This is a genomic window from Pseudomonas ficuserectae, assembly GCF_024584585.1.
In the GTDB taxonomy this organism is placed as follows: Bacteria; Pseudomonadota; Gammaproteobacteria; order Pseudomonadales; family Pseudomonadaceae; genus Aquipseudomonas; species Aquipseudomonas amygdali.
This window is the reverse complement of the sequence record NZ_CP085684.1, coordinates 3,175,704-3,200,176: the sequence shown is the minus strand read 5'-3', so window position 1 is coordinate 3,200,176 and position 24,473 is coordinate 3,175,704. Positions and strand designations below refer to the sequence as shown.

The 24,473-nt window shown below is 58.6% G+C and carries 16 protein-coding genes and 2 pseudogenes; 15 read left to right on the top strand and 3 right to left on the bottom strand.

What is annotated here, in order from left to right; translation table 11 throughout:
• Positions 1–81: 81 nt before the first annotated feature.
• Positions 82–533: pseudogene (locus tag LJU29_RS14080) on the top strand (glycine betaine ABC transporter substrate-binding protein); the annotation flags it as partial.
• A 9-nt stretch (positions 534–542) separates the two neighbouring features.
• Here LJU29_RS14080 and LJU29_RS14075 read toward each other — a convergent pair.
• From LJU29_RS14075 to LJU29_RS14065, 3 genes are all read right to left on the bottom strand, one after another.
• Positions 543–1,705, bottom strand: a protein-coding gene (locus LJU29_RS14075; RefSeq protein WP_122320854.1) for an IS3 family transposase whose coding sequence is annotated in 2 segments (ribosomal slippage) — positions 543–1,450 and positions 1,450–1,705 — 1,164 coding nt in all. Because the reading frame shifts where the segments join, the coding sequence is not laid out codon by codon here.
• 58 nt (positions 1,706–1,763) lie between these two features.
• Positions 1,764–2,042, bottom strand: a complete 279-nt coding sequence (locus LJU29_RS14070) for a hypothetical protein (protein WP_257110776.1) — start codon at positions 2,040–2,042, stop codon at positions 1,764–1,766.
• A complete protein-coding gene (locus LJU29_RS14065; protein ID WP_257110775.1) occupies positions 2,035–5,820 on the bottom strand; it encodes a toxin VasX in 3,786 nt (1,261 codons plus the stop codon). The genes LJU29_RS14070 and LJU29_RS14065 overlap by 8 nt, the downstream gene beginning before the upstream one ends.
• 457 nt (positions 5,821–6,277) lie before the next feature.
• Here LJU29_RS14065 and LJU29_RS14060 point away from each other — a divergent pair, with 457 nt between their 5' ends.
• The 14 genes and pseudogenes from LJU29_RS14060 to LJU29_RS13995 all read left to right on the top strand — a co-directional run bounded on the left by LJU29_RS14060 (position 6,278) and on the right by LJU29_RS13995 (position 24,469).
• Positions 6,278–7,855 carry an ABC transporter substrate-binding protein gene (locus LJU29_RS14060; RefSeq protein ID WP_257110774.1) on the top strand — a complete coding sequence of 526 codons (1,578 nt, stop codon included), beginning with the start codon at positions 6,278–6,280 and terminating at the stop codon, positions 7,853–7,855.
• A gap of 20 nt (positions 7,856–7,875) precedes the next feature.
• Positions 7,876–8,886: an ABC transporter permease gene (locus LJU29_RS14055; RefSeq protein WP_057452802.1), complete on the top strand. Its 1,011-nt coding sequence runs from the start codon at positions 7,876–7,878 to the stop codon at positions 8,884–8,886.
• Positions 8,883–9,737: an ABC transporter permease gene (locus LJU29_RS14050; protein WP_002553740.1), complete on the top strand. Its 855-nt coding sequence runs from the start codon at positions 8,883–8,885 to the stop codon at positions 9,735–9,737. The genes LJU29_RS14055 and LJU29_RS14050 overlap by 4 nt, the downstream gene beginning before the upstream one ends.
• On the top strand, positions 9,727–10,575 hold the full coding sequence (locus LJU29_RS14045) for an ABC transporter ATP-binding protein (RefSeq protein WP_257110772.1): 849 nt from the start codon (positions 9,727–9,729) through the stop codon (positions 10,573–10,575). Before LJU29_RS14050 ends, LJU29_RS14045 begins: the two co-directional genes overlap by 11 nt.
• On the top strand, positions 10,572–11,288 hold the full coding sequence (locus LJU29_RS14040; protein ID WP_005757774.1) for an ABC transporter ATP-binding protein: 717 nt from the start codon (positions 10,572–10,574) through the stop codon (positions 11,286–11,288). The genes LJU29_RS14045 and LJU29_RS14040 overlap by 4 nt, the downstream gene beginning before the upstream one ends.
• Positions 11,289–11,520: 232 nt before the next feature.
• Positions 11,521–12,030 carry a sigma-70 family RNA polymerase sigma factor gene (locus tag LJU29_RS14035; protein ID WP_005757773.1) on the top strand — a complete coding sequence of 170 codons (510 nt, stop codon included), beginning with the start codon at positions 11,521–11,523 and terminating at the stop codon, positions 12,028–12,030.
• Positions 12,027–12,993 (top strand): annotated as a pseudogene (locus tag LJU29_RS14030) (FecR domain-containing protein). The gene LJU29_RS14035 and the pseudogene LJU29_RS14030 overlap by 4 nt, the downstream one beginning before the upstream one ends.
• Before the next feature lie 69 nt (positions 12,994–13,062).
• A complete protein-coding gene (locus LJU29_RS14025; RefSeq protein WP_257110771.1) occupies positions 13,063–15,471 on the top strand; it encodes a TonB-dependent receptor in 2,409 nt (802 codons plus the stop codon).
• Between the two features lie 345 nt (positions 15,472–15,816).
• A complete protein-coding gene (locus tag LJU29_RS14020; protein WP_002553746.1) occupies positions 15,817–17,193 on the top strand; it encodes a diaminobutyrate--2-oxoglutarate transaminase in 1,377 nt (458 codons plus the stop codon).
• A gap of 239 nt (positions 17,194–17,432) precedes the next feature.
• On the top strand, positions 17,433–19,217 hold the full coding sequence (locus LJU29_RS14015) for an IucA/IucC family protein (protein ID WP_057422820.1): 1,785 nt from the start codon (positions 17,433–17,435) through the stop codon (positions 19,215–19,217).
• Positions 19,210–20,418, top strand: coding sequence for a type III PLP-dependent enzyme (locus tag LJU29_RS14010; protein ID WP_057422822.1), 1,209 nt, complete (start codon positions 19,210–19,212; stop codon positions 20,416–20,418). The genes LJU29_RS14015 and LJU29_RS14010 overlap by 8 nt, the downstream gene beginning before the upstream one ends.
• Positions 20,415–21,821, top strand: a complete 1,407-nt coding sequence (locus LJU29_RS14005) for a DHA2 family efflux MFS transporter permease subunit (protein ID WP_005757762.1) — start codon at positions 20,415–20,417, stop codon at positions 21,819–21,821. The genes LJU29_RS14010 and LJU29_RS14005 overlap by 4 nt, the downstream gene beginning before the upstream one ends.
• Before the next feature lie 21 nt (positions 21,822–21,842).
• On the top strand, positions 21,843–23,696 hold the full coding sequence (locus tag LJU29_RS14000) for an IucA/IucC family protein (RefSeq protein WP_257110770.1): 1,854 nt from the start codon (positions 21,843–21,845) through the stop codon (positions 23,694–23,696).
• Positions 23,696–24,469: an HpcH/HpaI aldolase family protein gene (locus LJU29_RS13995; protein WP_002553751.1), complete on the top strand. Its 774-nt coding sequence runs from the start codon at positions 23,696–23,698 to the stop codon at positions 24,467–24,469. Before LJU29_RS14000 ends, LJU29_RS13995 begins: the two co-directional genes overlap by 1 nt.
• Positions 24,470–24,473: the final 4 nt, after the last annotated feature.

Below are 24,473 nucleotides of genomic sequence, written 5' to 3'. Positions count from 1 at the left end.
TGTAGATGAAACAGGTTCGCCACTGATGTGACGAGCATTTGCACTGCCATAACCCTGTTCACTGTGTTGGAGCGTGCGATTGTGAAGATCAGAAAAAACCTTACCGCCACACTGATTGCTCTCGGGCTGTTTGCCGGCAGTGCTGCAAGCCAGGCCGCCGGTTGGTGCGAGTCGGGTAAACCGGTCAAATTTGCCGGGCTCAATTGGGAAAGCGGCATGTTGCTCACCGACATACTGCAGATATTGCTCAAGGACGGCTATGGCTGTGCGATCGATACATTGCCGGGCAACTCCATCACCATGGAAAGCGCCTTGAGCAATAACGACATTCAGGTACTGGCGGAGGAGTGGATCGGGCGAAGCGAGGTCTGGAACAAGGCGGCGGCCAGTGGGAAGGTAGTCGGTGTGGGGGCCCGATTATCGGGGCCACCGAAGGTTGGTATGTGCCACGTTATCTGGTCGAAGGCGATGCCAAACGCAACCTCAAGCCCAAGGCTCCCGATCTGAAGAAGATCGCCGACCTGACCCAGTACGTGTAGTGGTCAACTGATCCCGGACACGACGTTAAGGTTTTTCTCGTACTGAGCGGGCGCCATTCCATCATTGAACTGGTGTGGCCGAATCCAGTTGTAACGATGCATCAGGTAATGACTGATATCCCGCTGAGCCTCTTGGACCGTCATGTAGCCCACGGTCGGTATCCACTCAGTTTTCAAGCTGCGGAACACACGCTCCATCGGCGAGTTGTCGTAGCAATTACCCCGGCGGCTCATGCTCTGGCGTATGCGGTATCGCCAAAGCCGCTGGCGAAACTGTCGGCTCCCGTATTGGACGCCCTGGTCGGAATGAAACAGCAGGCCCTGAGGCTTGCCGCGTTGCTCATAAGCCATGTCCAGCGCCTTGATCACCAAGTCCGTATCCGGTTTGTTCGAAAACGCCCAGCCCACCACCCGACGCGCGTAAAGATCCATAACCACCGCCAGGTAATGCCATTTTCCTTGCGCCCAGATGTAGGTGATGTCGCCACACCAGACCTGATTGGGCGCGGGTACATCGAACTCCCGATTCAAAATGTTCGGAATGTCAGGCCGCTCCACTGTTGCTTTTTTATAAGCATGCGAGCCTGGTTGCTTGCTGATTAATCCCAGCTCCCGCATCAAGCTACGCACCTTGAACCGACCGATTTGCTCGCCATCCGCCTGCATCATCGACACGATACTGCGGCTGCCGGCAGCGCCTCGACTTTGCCCGAACAGCTCATTGACTCGGCTAAGTAAACGAACCCGCTCGGCGTCTGGAGACCGACGCCGCAGGCAATGGTTGTAGTAGCACGAGCGAGGTACCTCGAACACTTCGCACAGCAATTCGATTGGCTCATGGACACTGAGCTGATCAATCAGCGCATGCGCTCGTGCTCTTCCGACATCAAGAGCGCGGTGGCCTTTTTTAAAATGGATTTCTCCCGCTCAAGACGGGCGATCCGGGCTTCGAGCTCCTGGATTTTTTGCTGCTCGGGCGTGAGGGCTTTGCTCTGTGGAGTGACACCGTTGCGCTCTTGTTGAAGCTGGTTGACCCAGCGACGCAGCGCAGATTCGACCACCCCAAGCGAGCGGGAGGCTTCGATATGGCTATAGCCTTGATCGAGCACGAGGCCTGCGGCCTCGCGTTTGAATTCAACGGAAAAGGTACGGCGTTGTTTGGTCATCAGACACCTCTATCTGGCGATATTCTCGCCTAAATGAGTGTCCGGAACCATTAGACCACTACAACATATTGTGAAGTTCGACTTCTTGATGGAGTGCCGGCATATCGGTTCCAGCTGTTTTGTTTTTCTCTTTTTCTTTCGCTACTTGCTCCCAGATCCTCATTTTTTCTGGGGTGGACTCCTCAAGGAGTTTCATTGATGTCGTCTGTTGAGTTTTTCCCCAAGGGAGTCGGGCCGAGCAAGAGTGATATGGCTCCGTGCGCAATGATGCCTGCTCGGGAATATTGCCAGGTCGGTAGGCCAGGCTTTCGTAGTGGCGCTCATTCGGATCAATCATTGGAAGAGGCCTTGTGAGCTTCTTCGTCAGCCCAGAATGGCTGGTTGATTTTGTTAAAGTTGGCCGTTGCCCAATCTTGGCTATATTGAGTCGGGTCCTTGATCGGCGGAGCAGGGAAATATCGTTGCTCTCCTCCGCGGGTCAAGATGAATTGTGCCCTCACTGCCCATTGGTAATAGTGTCTACTGCTACCAGTAGGTGAAGCTTGACTAGCTGGCGTGGCAAAAAATAACTCCAATGCGTCCAGGTGAAGACGCTGGGCTTTGGGCGCTTCAGATCTGTCAGCGATTTCAATTCCTGCGCGATAAGGTACACCCTGATTATTCGCTCTTTCGGTAATCCGGCACAGCTTGCAGACAGCGTGAATGCTCAGGTTTTCGAGACTGCCGATAAGTCCCGGCAAACGACTCTGCAGGCGAATGATTGTGTCCGCGCTACGTATGGCATGCGGTATCTCTGTGCGAGGATAAAATGCGGCTTGTGGCTCATAAACCGGTTTTTTTTCTATTGAGATACTGATGCCGGCAAGCAGGCTTGTCAGTCGATAAAAGGCCTCTGAAGGTTCCTGTAAATACCGGTCAATTGAATGGCTCTCGCCGAACGGACCGTTTGCCAACCATGACTCCAATGGCGTCGAACTGAGCAAGATAACCACTCCTACGCCCACGCCTATCAGCAATAATGCGGCCCAGCCCAATACCGTGAGATTGAGGAGCGTTGCAGCCGCCCCGAACAAGGTTCCCAGCGAACCTGCTAGCCCACCTATAGATATCAGCAAATATCCGTACAGGGCTTGATCGTTCCACTGCCATGCGTGCCATGCGTCAATAGCATTGACTACGGAAAGAATTCCTCCGGAGAAAAAAATACCTATGATTCGACCAGTCACTTTTTCAGTTAACTTTTTGGCTAGAGTTTCACCAAAAAAAGTAGCCGCCTTTTTCGAGGAGATATTGAATAGCGTTTTTCTGGCAATAGATAGTGATGATCGTTGGCCTGCCAGCTTGACGGCCAGAGCCTCCAAAGCAATTGCCAAGTCCAGGTACGCACCTCCAATACCACCAATTGCTCTCAAATCATTTTTTTCTCTAGCAGTTTGTCTCAACGCTTCATATTCCGAACTCACATTCCAAACCTCCAACATCAACACCGCCAGACAAAACGGTGTCGACCCCAGCACCCGATAAGCCGCCTTGTTCTTCTCCGAATCCAGCCCCTCAATCGCCTCGCTCAACCCGCTCTTCGCCCGAATATGACCCCGTTCAGCATCACCCACCGCACCTGCCGCCTCACGAGCTTTTTTGAGCGTTCGGTTCATGTCGCCGACCACCTGCGCGGTTTTGTGGCCGCGTGGGATCACCAGCACCAGATGGTCGCCTTTTGCCAGGCGGGTAGAAGAGGGATGCGGCGGGGCGATGTCGCCAAATGGCGTTCCGTCGGGTCTCAGGTATTCGCCGTAGCGTGTTTTCGGCAATGACTCACGGCCGGGCAGGTCTTCCAGGCCGAATACATAGTGTTGTGGAGTGACCTGATTACGCCGGATCAGGAAAGCAGCACCAAAATGCTCGGGCATCATGCTGCGCAGTTGTTGTACGCCTCGGCCCTGGCGGTTGACGTTGATCTTGTCGGCGTTTGCACCGAGGCGTTTTTGCATCTGGGCCAGTCGGTCGATTGCCGACCGGACGTTGGCATTGGCGCTGTTTGCATTACCTTTGGCTGACACAAGAGTCTGGCTGGCTTTGGCGACGGCGTTCGCAGCGCCATCTGCGGCGCTTTGCAGGTTTTCAAAGATCCCGACCAGCGCCGCTGTTGTAGCTTTGCCGTTGTTGATCAGGAAGAAGTTCTGCAGGCTGTCGCCCGCCAGCAAGTTAGCGAGGGTGGTGGCGTCCAGTGTGACTTGGGCGATAGGGTCAGGCGCTGGCTGAGTCTCGAAACGGGCCAGTTCGGTGGCGCGAAAACGGCCGTCGCCTTTGTTCTCATCATCTGTAACCGGCACGACATAAGGCGCGCAAGCGGTCTGTAGATCGCACTCGGGCCAGAGCATGAGGTGCAGGGGCGACGTGTCATCGCTGGCGATGTGGTTCAAAAATTTCTGCCCAAGGCTCACGGCCTGATCCCATACCCCAACACCCGTGACCGCATCCACCATGTCGCCACCGGGTGCCAGCGGATCGACGTTGGATGGCAGCAGCGCGAGAGTCGCCAGCGTCCGGCTCAACTCATACATCGCCGCCACGTAGTCGAAACCTTCAAGGCTCAGATGATCCGCCAGCATTTGCTCCGTAGTGCTCTGTTTCAGGCTGGCGACCAGTGCGTCCTGAGCACTGCGCATGTGCCGCCAGACCGCCGCGCGCTGGACCGTGGCAGTGCATTGGTTGATCGCTCGTCTGCCAGGCTCATGCAGCTTGGCCATCGCCGCGTGCAGCGGGTTTTCCTGACCGCGAATACTGCGCGGCACCACCAGTTGCTGCACCAGCAACGCGCTGGCATGGTGTGGGTGAAGAACGGCGTGTCGGGCGCACAGCGCGAACAGTTGCTGGCACGTATCGACACGTTGTCGCAGATGACGCAGGCGATAGCAGGCATCGTCCAGCAGTACACCGCAGACCTGCCGCTGGCGGGCGTTTTCCAGCACATCGACGACACCGGCCTGCGCTTCCCAGAGCACCCCCGCATCGACGGGCTCGGCATCCGCTTCGATCGGCAAACTGGCGAGCAGCGCGTCGGCCATCGCTGTCAGCTCCAGGCGCCTGACATCCTGCACAGCAACACCTCTGCCAGTCTGAGCGAGAAATGCCTTGGCTTCTCTGAAGGACTCGACCGGAAACTGCCCCGACAGATCACACAGATACCGCGCCGGATGATCGAGCAGCCTTTCATAACCGGGCTGGCGGGCGCGCTGCGGTGCAGCCAGGCTGACTGGGAACGCGTTGTATTGCAGATTCAGCCGGGTCGCCTTGATCGGGGCGATGAGTGCCTGGGCGACAGGGTTTTTGGCATCAAAGCCGGAAAACGCATCGAGCATCGCTTTGCCATCGGGCTTGCCCTTGTACAGGTCCTTGAAGCGCATTTTCGACCCGCTCAGGTCAGGGCTGTTGCAGCGCTGATCTCTTGAAGCCGCGTCTTTTTCCAGACGCTCAAGGCGTGCCGCGCTGAGCTGTATTTCCGAGAAACACAACTGTAGCGTCTGCACGTGCCGGTTGTTCCAGAGTGCCGGCAGCCAGATGTCCTCAAGCGCCTGGCCAGTGGCCTTGCGCTCGCCCGCTAGAAACCCGCTTTGCTGACGATATCGGGCCACGTCGATGTCGTGATACGTGTTGCCGGTTTCGCTGACGTGGATCTCCAGCTCGCGCCACAGCTTCTCCTGATAAAACACATACACATAACCCGCGCGAGCCAGCACCGGTGTGCCCATGTCGTCCACCGTTTTCGAACCGGGCAATGCCACGAACGGTAATACCGGAACGATCTGGTTGAACTGCGCATCGGCCTGTCGCGGCGTGACTTTCGTGCCGCTGAGCAACGGCAGGCGAATCGGCTCGCCTTCAAGGGTCGCGATCTGCAGATGAAGGTGCGTGCCCTCGATGTGATCCCAGACCTTCAGGGTGCTGCTGAACAGCTCCCTTTCCAGCACTTCCGATTTGGGTGAATAGATACGGGTCCCATCAGAACCGAGCAGCAAAACCTGCTGCTGGTCCGAATGCTTCTTGCCCACGATCTGGACGATCAGTTTGTCCATTTCGCAGGATGGTCCAGCGCTAAGGCTGCCGTTGGTCATTGTGTGAATTCCCTGCTCTGGCGTTGGTGATCGATACCGTCGAGGCCCAGACAGAAACGGACAGTTGGGCTAGTTGAATGCCGTGAGAGCTAACAAGAACAGTGCCAAATATTTTTTATTCATATAAATCAAAAGGTTAATTTTAAATGTAATTCGAGAGTGATTTCTCAGTCGAAAATCCAATAAAACCTGCGCGAGATTCTGCGTGCGATTACAAGATATTGCGCAACGCCGTCAAAGCGCCGCTAAGCGAGGCTCGCAAGCGCTTAAGTGATCTAAAGCGACCGCTGATTGCGCAACCTATTGCGCACCACTCCCCAAACCGCAACGCAGCCCTATCCCAGAGCGTCTCAACCCGGAGAAACGTTCTAAGTTAATGACTAAACAGTCTTTTTTATATTACCAAATGCGCTATATCGTCTGCTCCCAATAACTCAAGCTCATAAGGGAATTCAAGATGCGGCGTCTGACAGCTCTGGCTATGGCAATCACAATCAGCGGTTCAGCCTGGGCTGCGACGCCCCCGGATACGCTGGTGGTGGCGCGTTCAATAGACGACATTGCCAGCCTGGACCCCGCCGAAAGTTTTGAAATAACCGCGACCAACACCCTGGCCAATATCTATCAGCGCTTGCTTGAGCCAGACCGGCAGAACCCGGCCAGCCTGGTGCCTGCCCTGGCATCCAGATGGAAGGCGGGTGACGACGACAAGAGTCTGGTTTTCGAACTGCGTGACGGTGCCAGATTTGCCTCGGGCAACAGTGTTCGCCCGGAAGACGTCATTTACTCACTGAGCCGCGTGGTCAAACTGAACAAGTCGCCTGCATTCATCCTGGGTGAGTTGGGCTGGACGGCGGAAAACGTCGACAGCTTCCTGACCCGGGTGGATGACCAGCATGTGAAGATTTCCTGGCCAGCAGCGGTAGGCAGTTCATTTGCGTTGAGCATTCTGTCTGCGACGCCAGTGGGCTTCATTGTCGACGCGGTAGAGGTCGGCAAGCATACGAAAGACGCTGATCTGGGCAACGGCTGGCTGAAAAATCATTCAGCCGGTACGGGTTCCTATGCGCTGCGCAGCTACGTGCCGCACGAGGCGCTGGTGCTTCAGGCCAACCCTAATGCCATCAAGGCCCCCAAGCTGAAAACAGTAATCCTCAAGAACGTTACTGACCCGGCAACCCGACGTCTGTTGGTGGTGCAGGGCGATGCTGACCTTGCGTTCGATCTGGGCGCAGACCAGTTCAGCGCTCTGGAAAAGCAGAAGGGCGTCAGTGTGCAGCGATTCCCGTCCTCAATGATCTATTACCTGGCCATCAACAGTGGCAGCACGCAGGCGCCTGCACTGAAGAACCCGGCGTTCTGGGAAGCTGCTCGTTGGCTGGTTGATTATCAGGGCATTTCCAAAGATCTGTTGAAAAACCAGTACAGCATCCACCAGGCATTCCTCCCTGCGGGCGTCATCGGCTCGCTGGTCGACAAACCGTTCAAACTGGACGTCGATAAAGCCAAGGCCGCCTTAAAGGCGGGTGGTATTGCCGAAGGCACGAAAATCGAACTCAATGTGTTCAATCAACCTCCCTACACGGATATTGCCCAGGCGCTGCAAGCCAGTTTTGCCAAAGCCGGCATAGAGATTTCAGTGCGTCCGCTGGTAGAAAGCGAGCTACTGGCGAAAATGCGCGCCCGGGACTTTCAGCTGATCTTCACCTACTGGGGGATGGATTATCTGGATCCTCACTCCAACGCGAGCGCCTTCACTTACAACGTCGCCAACGGTCCGAAAACCATCGCCTGGCGCACTCAGTGGGATATCCCGCAACTGAGCCAGGAAACCCGCACGGCTGCTGCCGAACGTGACCCGCAAAAACGTGTTGCGCTGTATACCGACCTGCAAAAAACTGTGCAGCAAAGCTCGCCATTTGTCGTGGCGCTGCAAGGTCAGAACCAGGTCGCGGTACATGACGGCGTGCAAGGTGTGTTACAGAACATCATCGTTTCGCTGCCGTATTTTGATCAGGTGAGCAAAAGCAAGTGAGAGCAGGGGCTTCACGCAGAGTGAAAGTGGCGGCCAGCGGACTGTTGTCGTTGTCGATAACACTGATCGGCCTGTTGTTCTTCACATTCATGCTGACCACTCTATCGCCAGTCGATCCGGCGCTACGGATTGCTGGCGATCACGCCAGCGAATCGTCGCTGGCCCAGGTCCGAACCGATCTGGGCCTTGATCAACCTTGGCCAGCGCGGTTCGGTCGATATCTGGACAACCTCAGGCAGGGCGATCTGGGGGTTTCCATTACCTCCGGGCAGCCCGTGCTGGAAGGTTTGAGCCGTGCGCTGCCAGCCACACTTGAGCTCGCGACCCTGGCCATTCTGCTGGGCAGTACCCTCGGCCTGTCATTGGGCCTGCTGGCAACGTGGCGGCCGGGAGGCTGGGTTGACGGGCTGGTGCGGCTGGTCTCGCTGATTGGCTATTCGGTGCCGATCTTTTGGCTCGGTCTGCTGATGCTCCTGCTGTTCTACGCCAGGCTGCAATGGACTGGCGGGCCAGGCCGTCTGGACGATTCGTACCTGTACACCCTTGAATTGAGCAGTGGATTGATGTTGTGGGACACCTGGCGCTCTGGCGAAAGCGGCGCGCTGGCCAACGCCTTCAGTCATCTGGTCTTGCCTGTTCTAGTCCTGGCGTTTTACTCGATGGCAGGCATTTGCCGCATGACACGCTCCGCGCTGCTGGGAGAAATGGGCAAGGAGTACGTCGTGACTGCGCTGGCCAAGGGGGCGGGACGTGGTCGGGTGCTGTTGCGCCATGTGTTGCCGAACGTTGCCGGGACGCTGGTGGTCGTCGTTGCCCTATCTTACGCCAGTCTTCTCGAAGGCTCGATTCTCACCGAGACGGTCTTCGCCTGGCCGGGTATCGGCCGCTACCTCACCACGGCGTTGTTTGCCGGTGACGTACCAGCGATCCTCGGTAGCACGCTGGTTATCGGACTCTGTTTTGTGGTCGTCAACGGCATCGCCGATGTGCTGGCTGGCATGATCGATCCGCGAACACGGGGGGTGTCATGAGTGTTTCCGTAGCGTTCGACAATATAGTGGCTCGCAGCGGATGGCGTCGCTCACCCGCATTACTCATCGGCGCGTCGATTATCGGGGTGCTGGTACTTGTGGCGTTGCTGGCGCCGCTGTTGAGTGGTTTTGATCCCAATACGCAGAATATTCAGGAGCGTCTGCTGCCGCCGTCTGCCACCCACTGGCTGGGCACCGATGCGTTTGGCCGGGATCTGTTCACACGCCTGCTTTACGGCACACGCCCGACCTTGCTGCTGGTAACGCTGGTATTGCTGCTGACCTTGCCCATCGGTTTGCTGGTGGGCGTTACTGCCGGCTTTTACGGCGGCTGGGCCGAGCGAATCCTGATGCGCCTGACCGACATAATCATGGCCTTTCCGCAATTGGTGCTGGCCTTGGCGTTTGTCGCAATTCTGGGGCCGGGCCTGCTCAACGGGGCACTGGCACTGTCGCTCACGGCATGGCCCGCGTATGCCCGTCAGGCAAGGGCGGAAACCAGTGTATTGCGCAACAGCGACTATCTGGCCGCAGCTCACTTGCAGGGCATACGTGGCATGCGTCTGTTGATCGGTCACGTCCTGCCGCTGTGCCTGCCTTCGGTAATCGTGCGTGTAGCACTGAACCTGGGCGGCATCATTCTGGCCGCCGCAGGGCTGGGATTTCTTGGCCTGGGTGTCGAGCCACCGACTGCGGAATGGGGCTCGATGGTTGCCGACGGCAGCCGGGTCATCTTTGATCAGTGGTGGGTCGCCGCTGCACCGGGAATCGCGATATTGCTGACGAGCCTGTCTTTCAACCTGCTGGGCGACGGTCTGCGCGATGTACTGGATCCTCGTCATGACTCTTGAACAATCGCTGTTGAACGTGCAGGGCTTGCGGATCGGTTTTCCAGGCTCGGGCCCGGAACTGATCGAGGTGGTCAAGGGGATCGATTTCACTGTGGGCACTGAAAAGGTCGCGCTGGTGGGTGAGTCCGGCTCGGGCAAGTCACTCACCGCGCGTGCGTTGCTGGGGCTTGTCGCACGCCCCGGTCAGGTGACCGCCGAACACATGAGCCTGGCAGGCGATGACCTGCGCAGCCTGACGGCAAAGCAATGGCAGGGCCTGCGCGGTACTCGTCTGTCACTGGTGTTGCAGGACCCCAGGTATTCGCTCAACCCGGTGCTCAGGGTCGGCACTCAGGTTGAAGAGGCGCTGGTGTTGCATACCCGGCTGGGACGCCGTGAGCGTCGCGAAAAAGTACTCGACATGCTGGAGGCTGTAGGCTTGCCCAACCCGCTGGCGCTGTATGACAGCTACCCCCACGAACTGTCCGGCGGCATGGGGCAGCGGGTGATGCTCGCCGCGATGCTGATCAATGATCCGCGCCTTTTGATTGCCGACGAACCCACCTCGGCACTCGACAGCGGCCTGCGCGATCAGATTCTGGAGTTGATTCTGGGCCTTGTCGAACAACGCAACATGGGGTTACTGCTGATCAGTCATGATCTGCCTCTGGTGGCGAAATATTGTGACCGGGCGCTGGTCATGTACCGCGGGCGGATTGTCGACCGATGCAACGCCGCCGAACTGGCAACTGCCAGTAACCCCTACACGCAGACGCTATGGCGCTGTCAGCCCTCTGCTCTGACCTATGGTCAGGCACTTGCGACCCTTGATCGCAAACTAATGGAGGCGCTGCCATGAGCGTGCTGGATATCAGTGAACTGACGGTAAGTTTCAAACGCGGCCTGCATGCCTTTACTGCACTACAGATGGCAGAGTTGAGAATCGAACCGGGCGAATGCTTCGGTCTGATCGGCGCGTCAGGCTCTGGCAAGTCGACTTTGTTGCGAGTGCTCGCCGGCCTCCAGCGCGACTGGCAGGGCAGTGTGAACCTGTTCGGGCAGCCGCTTCACGCGCAGCAAGCCTTCACGGGAACCTTGCGTCAGCAGGTGCAGATGGTGTTTCAGGACCCTTATGCATCATTGCATCCGCTGCACCAGATCCGCCGCAGCCTGCGCGAGCCGCGGCAGATCAACGGCCTGCCTTTCGATGAGGCCAATCTGGTTGCATCGATGGAACAGGTGGGCCTGTCGGGTGACATGCTCGATCGCTACCCGCATCAACTGTCCGGCGGCCAGCGTCAGCGCGTTGCCATCGTTCGTGCGCTGCAATTGAATCCAGCACTGTTGTTACTGGACGAACCGACCTCGGCGCTGGACATGACCGTTCAGGCGGAAATACTCAATCTTCTCCAGGCCCTGCGTCGCGACACGGGCATGACCATGATTCTGGTCAGTCACGACATGAATACCGTTGCCCATTTGTGTGACAGGGCACTGTTGATCCGCGAGGGACGTGTCGAGCGACATCTTGATCGTGCGGCACTTGGCGTATTGGCGGGGGCGAACCACTGATCGATTTCCCGGAAGAAATTTACGTCGAAAGTGGTACGAAAAAGATACACATCGCGTTTATTTGTCGCTCGAGTGAATCACTTGCATACAGCGCAGATAAACGTGTTGCGGACCAATGACCCCGATTTTACGCAGCGGCGGCGGGCTTTTTGAAAAAAAGAGCGTGGACTCGGGATATAACACTAATTAGAATCAGTCTCATTTGGCGCACCCATCGCTCAAGGCTTTTGACATGACTGAAGCAGCGACGCTATCACAGCAGACCTTGCATTCCCTTTACCGCGATCATCATGGCTGGCTGGAAAGCTGGTTGCGCAGACGCATGGGGAATGCCTGGGATGCTGCGGACCTGAGTCAGGATACGTTCCTGCGTGTACTGTCCAGCTCTCAGCAGATCGCCGATATGCAGGAGCCACGCGCTTACCTGCTGACGGTGGGCAAGCGCCTGCTCAGTAACTTCTATACTCGCCGCAGCCTGGAACAGGCTTACCTTGAAGCGCTGGCGCAGTTGCCTGAAGACAGCGTGCCGTCGCCTGAGCAGCGCTGGCTGTTGCTGGAAACCCTGCAGGCGCTGGACGAGTTGCTCGACGGTCTTTCGGCAGTGGTGCGCCGGGCGTTTCTCTGGAGCCAGCTCGAGGGGCTGGGGTATCGGGAAATCGCAGAGCGCCTGGATGTTTCCGAACGCACCGTCAAACGTTATATGGCGCAAGCCTACGAACACTGCCTGCTGGTGGATTGGTGATTCGCTCGGCACCTTCTAACGAAGAACGCGAGGTAGTACGCAGGGCGGCGCAGTGGTTGGCGCTTCTGGAATCCGGCGGCGCCAGCGAAGAAGATCACGCCATGCTGCAGCACTGGCGCGACAGCTCTGCCAGTCATGAGCGCGCCTGGCAAAAGGCGCAACAGCTGCGGCAGCGTTTTTTCGGCCTGCCTGCCAATCTGGCTATGGCTACTCTGGATCGTCCCGACAAAGCAAGACGCGCGGCGCTCAAAAGGGCGTTGGGCGCTGTGGCATTGGTCCCTACCGCCTGGCTGGTGGGCCGTCAGTTGCCGCTGGATGTCTGGCGTGCCGACCTGCAAACCTCCGTCGGCGAGCACAAACGTCTGTCCCTGGCCGATGGCAGCACCTTGCAACTGAACACCGACAGCGCGGTGAATGTTGATCTGGGTGCACGTCGAGTCACCCTTGTGCGTGGCGAGATCGCACTCAAGGTGCCGGGCAGGGCAGCACTGACCATCGAGGGCCCCTACGGGCGCGTCGTGGTCAGTCAGAGTGAAGTCTGTGTACGTCTCAACCAGAGCGACTGCCGTGTGTCGGTGGTCAGCGGCGCGGTGCAACTCTATCCGCTGCAGGGGCCGGTGCTGGTATTGCATGCACAACAACAGGTCAGCCTCAAACAGGGCGGAGCCGGGCGCTGTCAGCGCCTTCGACGCCTTGCTGCCCGGCTGGCGCGACGATGTATTGACCGCACAGAACCAGTCTCTAGGCGATTTCCTGCGCGAGCTTGGCCGCTACCGCCCTGGCTTGCTGCGCGGGGAGCCGGCACTTGAAACCCTGCGAGTGACGGGCAGTTTCAGACTCGACAATACCGACCGCGTGCTTTCGTTACTGGCTGCCAGCCTGCCGGTGGACGTGCAGATGCGGACCCGTTACTGGGTCACGCTGGTGCCTCGAAAAAACATTTCGACAAAAAATAATGCGTGAAGCTGTCCCTTTTTTTTGTCTCGCTGGTCATTTCAGGTAAGTGCACAAAAAATACGAGAGTTTCCCTCTATGTCCGCAGTGTCTTCCTACCGTTTGCGTCCGCTTTTGCATTTCAGCCTGTTGCTGACGTTGAGTTCCAGTCCGTTGTTTGTATCGACCAGTTGGGCCGAAACCTCGGGCAAACGTGCCTATGAGGTGCCGGCTGGCAGCCTGAGCGCCGCGCTCACCCGCTTTGCCGGTCAGGCCGGGGTCAACCTCTCGGTAGACCCCGCGCTGGTGAACGGTCGAAACAGTTCGGGGTTGTCCGGCGAATTCGCGGTCGAGGAAGGCTTTGCGCGCTTGCTGCAAGGTTCCGGTCTGCAACTGGTACCCGTCGGAGAGCACGCTTACACGCTGATCCCGGCACCTGACAGCGCGAGCGCAGGCCTGCAACTCGCACCCACCTCGATTGTCGGTGATAGCGGCTCTACCGATGGCCAGGAATACGCAGGCGGCCAAGTGGCACGTAAAGGCTCGCAAGGCATGCTGGGTTCGCGGGACTTCATGGAAACGCCGTTCAGCATGACCACCTACACCAAGGACGCGGTGAAAAACCAGCAGGCCCGTACTCTTGGCGACCTGATTGCCAGCGACCCGTCGGTGCGTGCCACCAACCCGGCAGGCGGGCGTTACGAACAGTTCACCATTCGCGGCTTCAGCCTGTTCAATAGCGACGTCTCATACAACGGCTTGTACGGCATCCTGCCCACATACACCATCGACATGGAAATGGCCGAGCGGGTAGACATACTCAAGGGCCCGAGCCAGCTGATTAATGGCATTTCGCCGCGTGGCAGTGTCGGTGGTGGGATCAACGTGGTCCCCAAGCGCGCAACGGATAAACCCATCACCGAGCTGACCACCAGCTATGCGTCCAAAGGGCAGGCAGGCGCGGCGGTGGATGTGGCCCGTCGCTTTGGCGAGGACGACAAGTTCGGTATCCGTTTCAATGGCGTGAAGCAGTCTGGCGACACTGAATGGGATCATCAGAGCGTTGATCGCGAAATGGCCGTGCTGGGCCTGGATTTCCGCGGCGACCGCTTGCGCCTGTCGACGGATATCGGGCACACCGAGCGCGATACCGATGCCCCGCAGGAGCGCGTACAGGTGGGTGCCAATGCAAAGGTGCCCAACGCCAACGATGTTCGCGACAACTATGCGCAGTCCTGGAGCAAGGCGCGCACCAAGGATACCTTCGGCGCAGTGAATGCCGAATATGACCTCAGCGACTCGGTGATGCTGTACGGCGGTGTCGGCGCGCGCAAAAGTAACCATGACTTCCTGCGCCATGCGGTATCGGTCACCAACGATGCAGGTGACTTCAGCGTTCAGCCGCGCGACTTCACCCGCGAGGAAAATGTTCGCACAGCCACTGCCGGCGCACGCAGCTGGTTCAATACCGGGCCGGTCAGCCACGAGGTCAATCTGGCCGCCAGCTATTTCTACATGGACTTTGAAAACGGTGGTGCACGCTACGCAGCCGCGCCGAGCAATCTCTACAATCCGGTCGACACGCCGACCCCCTCCAACCCCACGCGGGCCGACTCCAAGGTTTACACCGAGAACCGCTTCAGCGGTGTGGCTCTGACCGACACACTGGGCTTTTTCGATGACCGCCTGCTGCTGACACTCGGTGCCCGCTGGCAGCGAGTCAAGGTTGATGACTGGACCGACAACGTCAAGGGCGACACCTCCTACGACGAGGAAAAGGTCTCACCTTCAGGCGGCATTCTGTACAAAGTGACCGACGACTTCTCGGTGTATGCCAACTACATGGAGGGCTTGAGCCAGGGCAAGATCGCGCCGTCGACGTCGGTGAACGAAGACCAGATCTTCCCGCCTTTCGTCAGCCGCCAGATCGAGGTCGGGGCCAAATATGACCTGGGGTCATACGCCTTCACTGCCAGCGTATTCCGTATCAAGCAACCGGCCTACGAGACCAACACAACCTCGCGCGTCTTCGGCCCGAACGGCAAGCGCCGCAACGACGGCGTCGAGCTGACCATGTTCGGCGAACCGCTCAAGGGCTTCCGTCTGCTGGGCGGGGTGATGTACATCGACAGCGAGCTGACCAATACCGTCAACGGCACGTTCGATGGCAATCGCGCACCTGCCACCCCCGAGTACAACGTCAATCTGGGCGCAGAATGGGACGTGCCGAGCGTCAAGGGCCTGACCCTGACCGGGCGGGGTATCTACACCAGTTCGCAGTACCTGGACCAGGCCAACAGCAAAAGCATCGATTCTTCCGAGCGCTTCGACGTGGGCGCGCGGTATGCGTTCAAGGTCGATCAGAAGGACATCACACTGCGGGCCAACGTCGAGAACGTCATGAACAAGTATTACTGGAGTTCGGCCGGAGCGTCGGATGACAGCGAGCCGGGCCTGACCCTGTCGACACCCCGGACCTATCTGCTGTCAGCGACTATCGGGTTCTGAGTCGACCGCGACGCCCAGGGAAGGGCTCACCGGCGTAGTAAACAAACTGGCAGTCCTCATCGAGGAATAACGTGTGCGGCTATATAAATAATTAACCTAAGTATAAGCATAGAAGAGTCTGTTATATAAGACTCTCTTTAGGTGCCTTGCATAAATAACAATCGTCCAACTGAGTGATAGCACTTTGAATGACTCCGACTTATAGGGCGGCGTATTCGTGTGCCTGGCTACTTTTCAAGTAAGCAATAACGTTCATTTAAATTTCATCTTGTTTTTTGAAACAACGGGTTGCACTTTCAAGGAAATGATAATAGCTTGCATCCAGCATTTAGCGAGGACTAACCGATGTTGAATAATGGCTTATTGCAGTCTACTACGTCGCAGAAAACCAATGCCAACTATCTGGACAGGCAGAGCAGATTTGAATCCAATGTAAGAAGTTACCCGCGGAAGTTGCCATTGGCCATCGCCAAGGCACATGGCGTATGGGTCACTGATGTTGAAGGCACCACGTATCTGGACTGCCTGGCCGGTGCCGGAACACTGGCTCTGGGTCACAATCACGAAGCTATCATGGCCAGTCTCGACAGCTTCCTGACGTCCGGAATGCCGATGCACACCCTTGACCTGACCACCGCGGTCAAGGATGCCTTCAGCGAGACGCTGCTGAGCCTGCTGCCGGGCCAGGGACGCGATTACTGCCTGCAGTTCTGCGGGCCGTCCGGTGCCGATGCTGTCGAAGCCGCAATCAAGCTTGCCAAGACTGCCACCGGCCGGCACAACATCATCAGCTTTTCCGGCGCTTACCACGGCATGACCCACGGGGCTCTGGCATTGACTGGCAACACCGCGCCGAAAAACGCCGTCACCAACCTGATGCCCGGCGTGCAATTCCTGCCTTACCCTCATGAGTACCGGTGCCCGCTGGGTATTGGCGGTGAAGCCGGCACCGAGGCGCTGAGTTATTACTTCACCCAGTTCATCGAAGACGTGGAAAGTGGCGTGTCGCTCCCGGCCGCCGTGATTCTGGAGGCGGTGCAGGGCGAAGGGGGTGTCAATCCAGCGCCCGCTGCATGGCTGCGGCAGATTCGCGAAGTGACCCGCAAGCACGGCATTCTGCTGATTCTGGATGAAGTACAGGCCGGCTTCGGCCGTACCGGCAAGATGTTCGCCTTCGAACACGCCGGGATCGAGCCCGACGTCATCGTCATGTCCAAAGCCGTCGGTGGCGGCCTGCCGTTGGCCGTGCTCGGCTTCAAGCGCGAGTTCGACGCCTGGGCTCCGGGCAATCACGCGGGTACTTTCCGCGGCAATCAAATGGCGATGGCTACCGGCCTTGCGACCCTTGAAGTGCTGCAACGGCAAAACCTGGCTGCCCAGGCCGCAAAGCGCGGGGACTGGCTCAAGGCACAGCTTGGCCTTTTGCAGCAACGTTATCCGATGATGGGCCAGGTGCGCGGACGCGGGCTGATGCTGGGCATCGAGATTGTCGATGAGCGCAAACCGGCGGACCGCCTCGGCAGCTTGCCAATGGATCCGGAACTGGCAGTTGCCATTCAGCAGCACTGTTTCAAGCAGGGGCTGTTACTTGAGCGCGGCGGCCGAAATGGCAACGTGATCCGTTTGCTGCCGCCGTTGATCATTACCGAAGAACAATGCCAACTGGTCATCCAGCGATTCGAGGACGCCCTCAAGGCTGCACTGGCCCAGCTGCGCAAGTAAGCAGCTTGTAAAACAGCGCGTAAGCAGTACTAACAGTGAGGACATCACTGCGCTTGAAACAGAACACGCACACAACGTTTGACTGAGCGACCCCATCGCACGTCGTGCACAGATTATCAATTGGCTTGTTGCAGATAATAAGCCACACCGACAGTTAAGCCGTTGTGCCGCAAGCGATAAATCAACGCTTGTTGCGACGTCACTTAAACAGTAAGCGTCAAGGCGACTGTGGAGCAGACATGACTAATACCGATCGCACCGTTTTATCAAACATGGTGAGCGAGTTGGCAACCACTCGTGCATTACTCAATTGCCTGATCAAGGAATTCGCACTGCCTGAACAATGCCTTCATTACACTTGGCCCCAGGGCATGCAAGGTATTGCGCCGGGCAGCTTCGTGGATGGCGGGCAATGGAAGGGCATTCCACTCACCATCAGCCTGCCTAATGAGCAGCAGTTTTTCGTGCTGGTGGACCGCCGCGACCATCTGGGCAGCCATCGTTACCTTTCCGATGTTTATGCGCGGCAGGGGCAGGGTACCTGGCGCTGCCTGGCCTTTGGCGAATTCGCCCGGCAATTGCTGGCCGCCTGCGAGCACATGACCCGGGCCAGCAACGACGAACTGCTCGATCAGGTCCTGCAAAGCCAGCACCTGACTGCCGCCATCGTCGCCCACAACATGACCGGTCAGCACCCGGCACCGCTGAGCGGTTATCTGGCCAGCGAACAGGGCCTGTGGTTCGGCCATCCCAATCACCCGGCACCCAAGGCGCGTCTGTGGCCTGCGCATCTGGCGCAGGAGACCTACGCTCCGGAATTTCAGGCGCAGACCGCGCTGCATCTGTTCGAAGTGCCTCTGGACGGGTTGCGAATCACCTCCAATGGCTTGAGCGAAGCCGAGGTGATGTCAGGGTTCGCGGATCAATCGCGGGCCAGGCCCGGGCATGCGCTGATCTGCATGCATCCGGTACAAGCCCAATTATTTATGCAGGACCGCCGTGTGCAGCGCCTGATCGAACTCGGGCAGATCACCGATCTGGGCACCAGCGGGCCGCTGGCCAGCCCGACGGCTTCGATGCGCACCTGGTACATCGAAGGGCATGACTACTTCATCAAGGGCTCATTGAATGTGCGCATTACCAACTGCGTCAGGAAAAACGCCTGGTACGAACTGGAAAGCACGCTGATCATCGACGAATTGTTTCAGCGCTTGCAGCAGACCCGCCCGCAAACCCTCGGCGGGCTGTCCACCGTGGCTGAACCGGGTTCGATGAGTTGGGCTCCAAAAGGCTCCAGCGAGACCGACGGCCACTGGTTTCGCGAGCAGACCGGCGCGATTCTGCGGGAAAACTTCTGTCGCCGATCCGGCGCGGACTGCAGCGTGATGGCGGGTACATTGTTCGCGCGTGATCTGCGTTCGCGGCCTTTGGTGCACGATTTCCTTGAGCGTTTCAACGGCGGTGAACTTGAGGACCCGCACCTGCTGGACTGGTTCGATGAATACCAGGCCTTGCTGCTGCGCCCGGTCATGGCGCTGTTCTTCAATCACGGCATCGTGATGGAGCCACATTTGCAGAACGCGGTATTGATTCACGATAACGGACGCCCTCAACAGCTGCTGTTACGCGACTTCGAAGGCGTCAAATTGACCGATGAACTGGGCATCAAGGCCATTCAGGTCGGGCTGCACCCGCGGATTCGACAGTCATTGCTCTACACCCGCGAACAAGGCTGGAACCGCATCACCTATTGCCTGCTGATCAACAACCTGTCCGAGGCCGTGCTGGCCTTGAGTTGGGAACGTCCGCACCTCGCGCCGCTGATGTGGCAGCGGGTCGAGCGGCAGTTGCAACGCATCCGCGACGAGTTGGTGCTGCCTGCGCCAGAACTGGACGCGCTGATCGCCGGCCAGTCGATTGCCTGCAAGACCAACCTGAAGGTCCGGCTCGCCGCCAAGGCCGACCGTGAGGCCAACTATGTGCGCCTCGCTTCACCATGGGCCAAGGAGGCACGTTATGCATAAGTTGCCGGAAACCGTACTGGGCGCCATCAAAGAAGCTCAGGCACTGGAAATCGACCCGCTGGCGGCTTTCGTCTACGATCTGGATGCGTTGCAACAGCATGTCACTGACGTCATGGCCGCGCTGCCTGCGGGCGTAGAGCTGTATTACGCGATCAAAGCCAACAGCGAAGCATTGATGCTGGAAACCCTCGCGCCGCTGGTCAGTGGCTTTGAAATCTCTTCGGGGGGCGAGATCGAGCGTGTGATGGCCTGCCCGACACGCAAACCTTACGTGTTCTCCGGCCCTGGCAAGCTTGATTCCGACTTGCGCTCGGCGTTGCTGAACAAGGTTGAAGCCATCCATCTGGAAAGCCTCAACGAAATTGCGCGTCTGCAACATCTGGCAGAGGAAACCGGGCGCGTGCAGCCGGTGTTTCTGCGCATCAACCCTCAGTTGCCAGCCGCGCAGTCGAGCAAGCTGGCGATGGCTGGCAGCGCCACACCGTTCGGCATTGACGAAACCGATCTGGCCGAGGCGATCAGGCGCGTAGACAGCGCCAGCCACCTGACGCTCAAGGGTTTCCATGTACACGCCATGTCCCATCAGATGTCGGTTGAGCGTCATGAGCAGTTGCTGGATTTCTACCTGCAGCGCTGGCAGGAATGGAAAGCACTGGCCAGCTACCCGGAGCAGTTGACCCATTTCAACGTTGGCGGCGGCATTGGCGTCGATTATCTGAACAGTCAGCAGTTCGACTGGCAGCGCCTGTGCCGTTATCTGGAAAAACGCCTGGGCGAGCAGCGTGATGCGCCGATCCTGCGCTTTGAGCCAGGACGTTTCATCAGCGCCTATTGCGGCTATTACGCCATCGAGGTGCTGGACAGCAAAACCAGCCACGGCGAGCACTTTCTGGTCTGCCGCGGCGGCACTCACCAGTTTCGTCTGCCGGTTGCGCAAGGCCATGACCATCCGGTTATCCATGTGCCGTGTGCGCCAGCGACGGGCGCATCTGAGGAGCAGGCCTACACCGTGGTCGGCCAGTTGTGTACGCCAAAGGACGTATTGAGTCGCCGGCAGCCGCTCAAAGGCGTGAACATCGGCGATCTGCTGGTGTTGCCGCTGGCAGGGGCTTACGGCTACAACATCTCCCATGTCGATTTTCTCTGCCACCCAAGACCGGTACAGCACTTTGTGCGCAACGGCGAACGGGTTCGCACATGAGTCTGAACGTCCCACGCCGTTGGGTAGTGTTCAATGTGCTGCTCGGTACGCTGACTGTCAGCCTTAGCAATAGCTCGCTCAACCCGGCGCTGCCAACCTTCATGGAGGCGTTTCAGGTCGGTCCGTTGCTGGCCACCTGGATCGTTGCAGGGTTCATGACCAGCATGGGCATGACCATGCCGCTGACCAGCTTTCTCAGTCAGCGCATTGGCCGCAAACGCCTGTACCTTTGGGGCGTGGCGCTGTTCATCGGTGGCTCCCTGCTGGGCGCGCTGGCCAACTCCATCGCATTGGTGATCACTGCGCGAGTGGTGCAGGGCATCGCCAGCGGGTTGATGATCCCGCTGTCGCTGGCGATCATTTTCTCCGTGTATGAAAAGCATGAGCGGGGCAGGATGACCGGGCTCTGGAGCGCAGCGGTAATGCTCGCTCCGGCATTGGGGCCACTGTGCGGCAGCCTGATGCTGGAGTGGTTCAGCTGGCGCTCGCTGTTCCTGATGAATGTGCCCATCGGCCTGCTGGCCTTGCTGTTGGGCGTCGGCATGCTGCCAGACTCGGAGCCTGTCGAGCGCAAACCGTTCGACCTGATCGGCTATTTGCTGGTTGCCTCGGGCATCGGCTTGCTGATGATCGCCATCAGCCGCATGCATCACGCCCAAGCGCTGCTCGACCCGTTCAATCAGGGCATGGTACTGGTCGCAGTGGCCTGTCTGATTGCTTTCGTCAGGGTCGAGTTGAGTCGCAAGGCACCGCTGCTGAATCTGCGTCTGTTCAACCTGCGCGGTTACCGTCTGAGCGTGATCGTTGCCGTCGTGCAGTCGGTCGGCATGTTCGAATGCCTGGTCCTGTTGCCGCTGCTGGTGCAGACGGTACTGGGCTACAACCCGATCTGGACCGGCCTGGCCCTGCTGTGTACCGCCGCGTTCGCCAGCCTGTTCGGGCAGTGGGGTGGCAAGGCGCTGGACCGTCATGGTCCGCGCACCGTAGTCGCCATCGGCCTGCTGCTGACCGGTGCTTCAACCCTGGCGCTGGGCATGCTCAAGGCGGATACGGCGATCGGCGTGGTGTTCGTGCTGATGATGATTCGTGGCGCAGGCCTCGGGCTGTCCTACATGCCGGTGACGACGGCTGGACTCAATGCCTTGCCTGAGCCGATGGTCACGCAGGGCGCTGCGATGAACAACATTTCCCGCCGTCTTGTGGCGTCGCTGGCAATTGTCATCGCCTCGCTGTGGCTGGAATTTCGCCTGAACACTGCGGGACCGGCCGCCACGCCTTCGGCCATCAATGAAGTCTTCATTGCCACCGGCCTGCTGATCCTGCTGGCACTGCCGTGTGCCTGGCGTTTCCCCCTTAACGACGAACGCACCGAGGCACAGCCCGGCGCGGTCGAACCCCGATAATTTTTCGTTCGAGGTATGAACATGGCTACCCCTTTACCGCTGAAACGCAACACCGTTTCACCCTCAACGGCCACCGGTGCCTGGCTGGCTGATATCAACCCCGAGCGCTACCAACAAGTACAGCGCCGGGTAATCGGTCAATTGCTGCAAACCTTGCTGTACGAGGCTGCACTGCCTTATCGATGCGAGCCGCTGGACGATCATCGGCATCGTTTCACTGTCGCTGTCAGTGATGGTGTGGAGTACCACTGCGAAGGCCTGCTGAGTACCAGCTTCGAGCTGATACGCCTGGATCACGCCACCCTTGAACGCTTGGACAGCGCCGGGGAGCGTAGCGTGCCGGATTTGCATCTGGCGTTGAGCGAGCTACTCAGCCCGTTCAAAGACAGCCCGCACCTGGCACGCTTCATCCAGGAAATCGAGCAGACCCAGCTCAAGGACCTGCAAGCGCGCAGTCAGGGTTATCAGCCCGCAAAACCCGCACATGAGCTGGACGTTGACGCTTTGGAACAGCACTTCATGGACGCCCACAGCTACCACCCGTGCTACAAGTCAAGGATCGGTTTTTCGTTGGCTGACAACCGTCACTACGGGCCCGAATTTGCCACGCCGTTCGGGGTGGTCTGGCTGGCAGTGGCGAAATCGAGCGCGTCGGTCGGTCATGCGCGCAACATGGATTTCCAGGCGTTTATCCGCCAGGAACTGGGTACACAGCGCTGGCAGGAAATGTCCCGTGACCTGGCCGCGCAGGGCAAATCCATTGACGACTATCAACTGATGCCAGTGCATCCGTGGCAATGGGACAACGTCACGGTGTCGACTTTCTACCCGGAACTGGCCAGCGGCGAGCTGACTTACCTGGGCACCTCGACCGACGTCTACAAGGCTCAGCAGTCGATTCGTACACTGGCCAATGCCAGCCAGCCCAAGCGACCTTACGTAAAACTGGCGATGAGCATGACCAACACCTCCAGCACGCGCATTCTGGCGCGGCATACGGTGCTTAATGGTCCGATCATCACCGACTGGCTGCACCAGTTAATCGCCACAGACAGTACTGCGCGAGCGCTGAATTTTGTGATTCTCGGCGAAGTTGCCGGTGTCAGCTACGACTATCGCCACCTGCCGGAAGCGCGTTCGACGCAGACCTACGGCACGCTGGGTGCGATATGGCGCGAAAGCCTGCATCAGTACCTCAAGGACGATGAGCAGGCGGTGCCGTTCAATGGCCTGAGCCATGTGGAAAACCGCTATGGCGATGGTGAGCAGGCACCGTTCATCGACGCGTGGATCCGCCAGTACGGCCTCAAGGAGTGGACCCGGCAATTGCTGCAGGTCACGGTGCCTCCGATCATCCATATGCTCTACGCCGAAGGCATCGGCATGGAGTCTCACGGTCAAAATATCGTGCTTATCGTCAAGCAGGGCTGGCCGCAGCGTATCGCCCTCAAGGACTTCCACGACGGCGTGCGTTACTCACCCGCGCATCTGCGCCGCCCTGAACTGTGTCCGGAGCTGGTCCCGCTGCCCGACAGCCACGCGAAACTCAACCGTAACTCGTTCATCATTACCGATGACGTGAATGCGGTGCGCGACTTCTCCTGCGACTGTTTCTTCTTCATCTGCCTGGCCGAAATGGCGATCTTCCTGCGCCAGCAATACCAGCTGGATGAGGCGCTGTTCTGGCATATGACCGCCGACGTCATTCTCGACTACCAGCGTGCGCACCCGCAGCATCGCGAGCGCTTCGAGCTGTTTGATGTCTTCGCACCGTCCTATGAAGTGGAAGAACTGACCAAGCGCCGCCTGTTGGGTGACGGTGAGCGTCGCTTCCGCTCGGTGCCTAACCCGCTGCATACCTACAGGCCGCAATGATGCTGAGGACCAATACACTCAAGAGCAGACTTGGCAGCGGACAGCCTGTGTACGGGCTAATCAGTTCGATCCCGGCCCCGGCCGCCATCGAGTTGATCGCCGAGGCCGGTTTCGACTTCGTGATCATCGACATGGAACACGTGCTGATCAACCCGGAAACCGTGGAGAACATGATCCGTGTTGCAGAGAGCTACGCCCTCACGCCATTGGTGCGGGTCGCCGATCTAAACCCGAAAACCCTGCTGCGCCTGCTCGATGGCGGTGCGCAGGGCATCGTTTTGCCGATGATCGAGAGCCCCGAGCAACTGGCGGATGCCATTGCCGCCTGCAAGTACCACCCGCTGGGCCGCCGCAGCCTCAACGCCGGTCGTCCCGGCTCGTTCGGCAAGCACAGCCTGGCGCAGTACGTGGAAGCCGCCAATCAACAGATCATGGTGGTAGCGATGATCGAAAGCGCCGAAGGCGTGCGCCGCGCCGCCGAGATTGCCCGTGTGCCGGGGCTGGACATGATTCTGGAAGGGGCCGCAGACCTGTCGCAGTCACTCGGGATGCCCTGGCAGATCGATCAACCCGATGTACAACAAGCGTTGCTGGCCACCTGGCAAGCCACCAAGGCAGCAGGCGTCGCCTATTGCACCATTCCCCGTAAAGACGGCGACGCTGCCCGCTGGCAGGCTCGCGGCGTCAATGCCTTCGTCCTCGGCGATGAGCGTGGCATTGCCTTTCGCGCACTTCAGGCGCGTCTGGCCCAACATTCAGCAGAAGGAAAATAATCCG

Coding starts and splice junctions, on each gene's coding strand:
- LJU29_RS14070 (WP_257110776.1), bottom strand. CDS start 2,042: ATGATTGATCCGAATGAGCGCCACTACGAAAGCCTGGCCTACCGACCT.
- LJU29_RS14065 (WP_257110775.1), bottom strand. CDS start 5,820: ATGACCAACGGCAGCCTTAGCGCTGGACCATCCTGCGAAATGGACAAA.
- LJU29_RS14060 (WP_257110774.1), top strand. CDS start 6,278: ATGCGGCGTCTGACAGCTCTGGCTATGGCAATCACAATCAGCGGTTCA.
- LJU29_RS14050 (WP_002553740.1), top strand. CDS start 8,883: ATGAGTGTTTCCGTAGCGTTCGACAATATAGTGGCTCGCAGCGGATGG.
- LJU29_RS14045 (WP_257110772.1), top strand. CDS start 9,727: ATGACTCTTGAACAATCGCTGTTGAACGTGCAGGGCTTGCGGATCGGT.
- LJU29_RS14040 (WP_005757774.1), top strand. CDS start 10,572: ATGAGCGTGCTGGATATCAGTGAACTGACGGTAAGTTTCAAACGCGGC.
- LJU29_RS14035 (WP_005757773.1), top strand. CDS start 11,521: ATGACTGAAGCAGCGACGCTATCACAGCAGACCTTGCATTCCCTTTAC.
- LJU29_RS14025 (WP_257110771.1), top strand. CDS start 13,063: ATGTCCGCAGTGTCTTCCTACCGTTTGCGTCCGCTTTTGCATTTCAGC.
- LJU29_RS14020 (WP_002553746.1), top strand. CDS start 15,817: ATGTTGAATAATGGCTTATTGCAGTCTACTACGTCGCAGAAAACCAAT.
- LJU29_RS14015 (WP_057422820.1), top strand. CDS start 17,433: ATGACTAATACCGATCGCACCGTTTTATCAAACATGGTGAGCGAGTTG.
- LJU29_RS14010 (WP_057422822.1), top strand. CDS start 19,210: ATGCATAAGTTGCCGGAAACCGTACTGGGCGCCATCAAAGAAGCTCAG.
- LJU29_RS14005 (WP_005757762.1), top strand. CDS start 20,415: ATGAGTCTGAACGTCCCACGCCGTTGGGTAGTGTTCAATGTGCTGCTC.
- LJU29_RS14000 (WP_257110770.1), top strand. CDS start 21,843: ATGGCTACCCCTTTACCGCTGAAACGCAACACCGTTTCACCCTCAACG.
- LJU29_RS13995 (WP_002553751.1), top strand. CDS start 23,696: ATGCTGAGGACCAATACACTCAAGAGCAGACTTGGCAGCGGACAGCCT.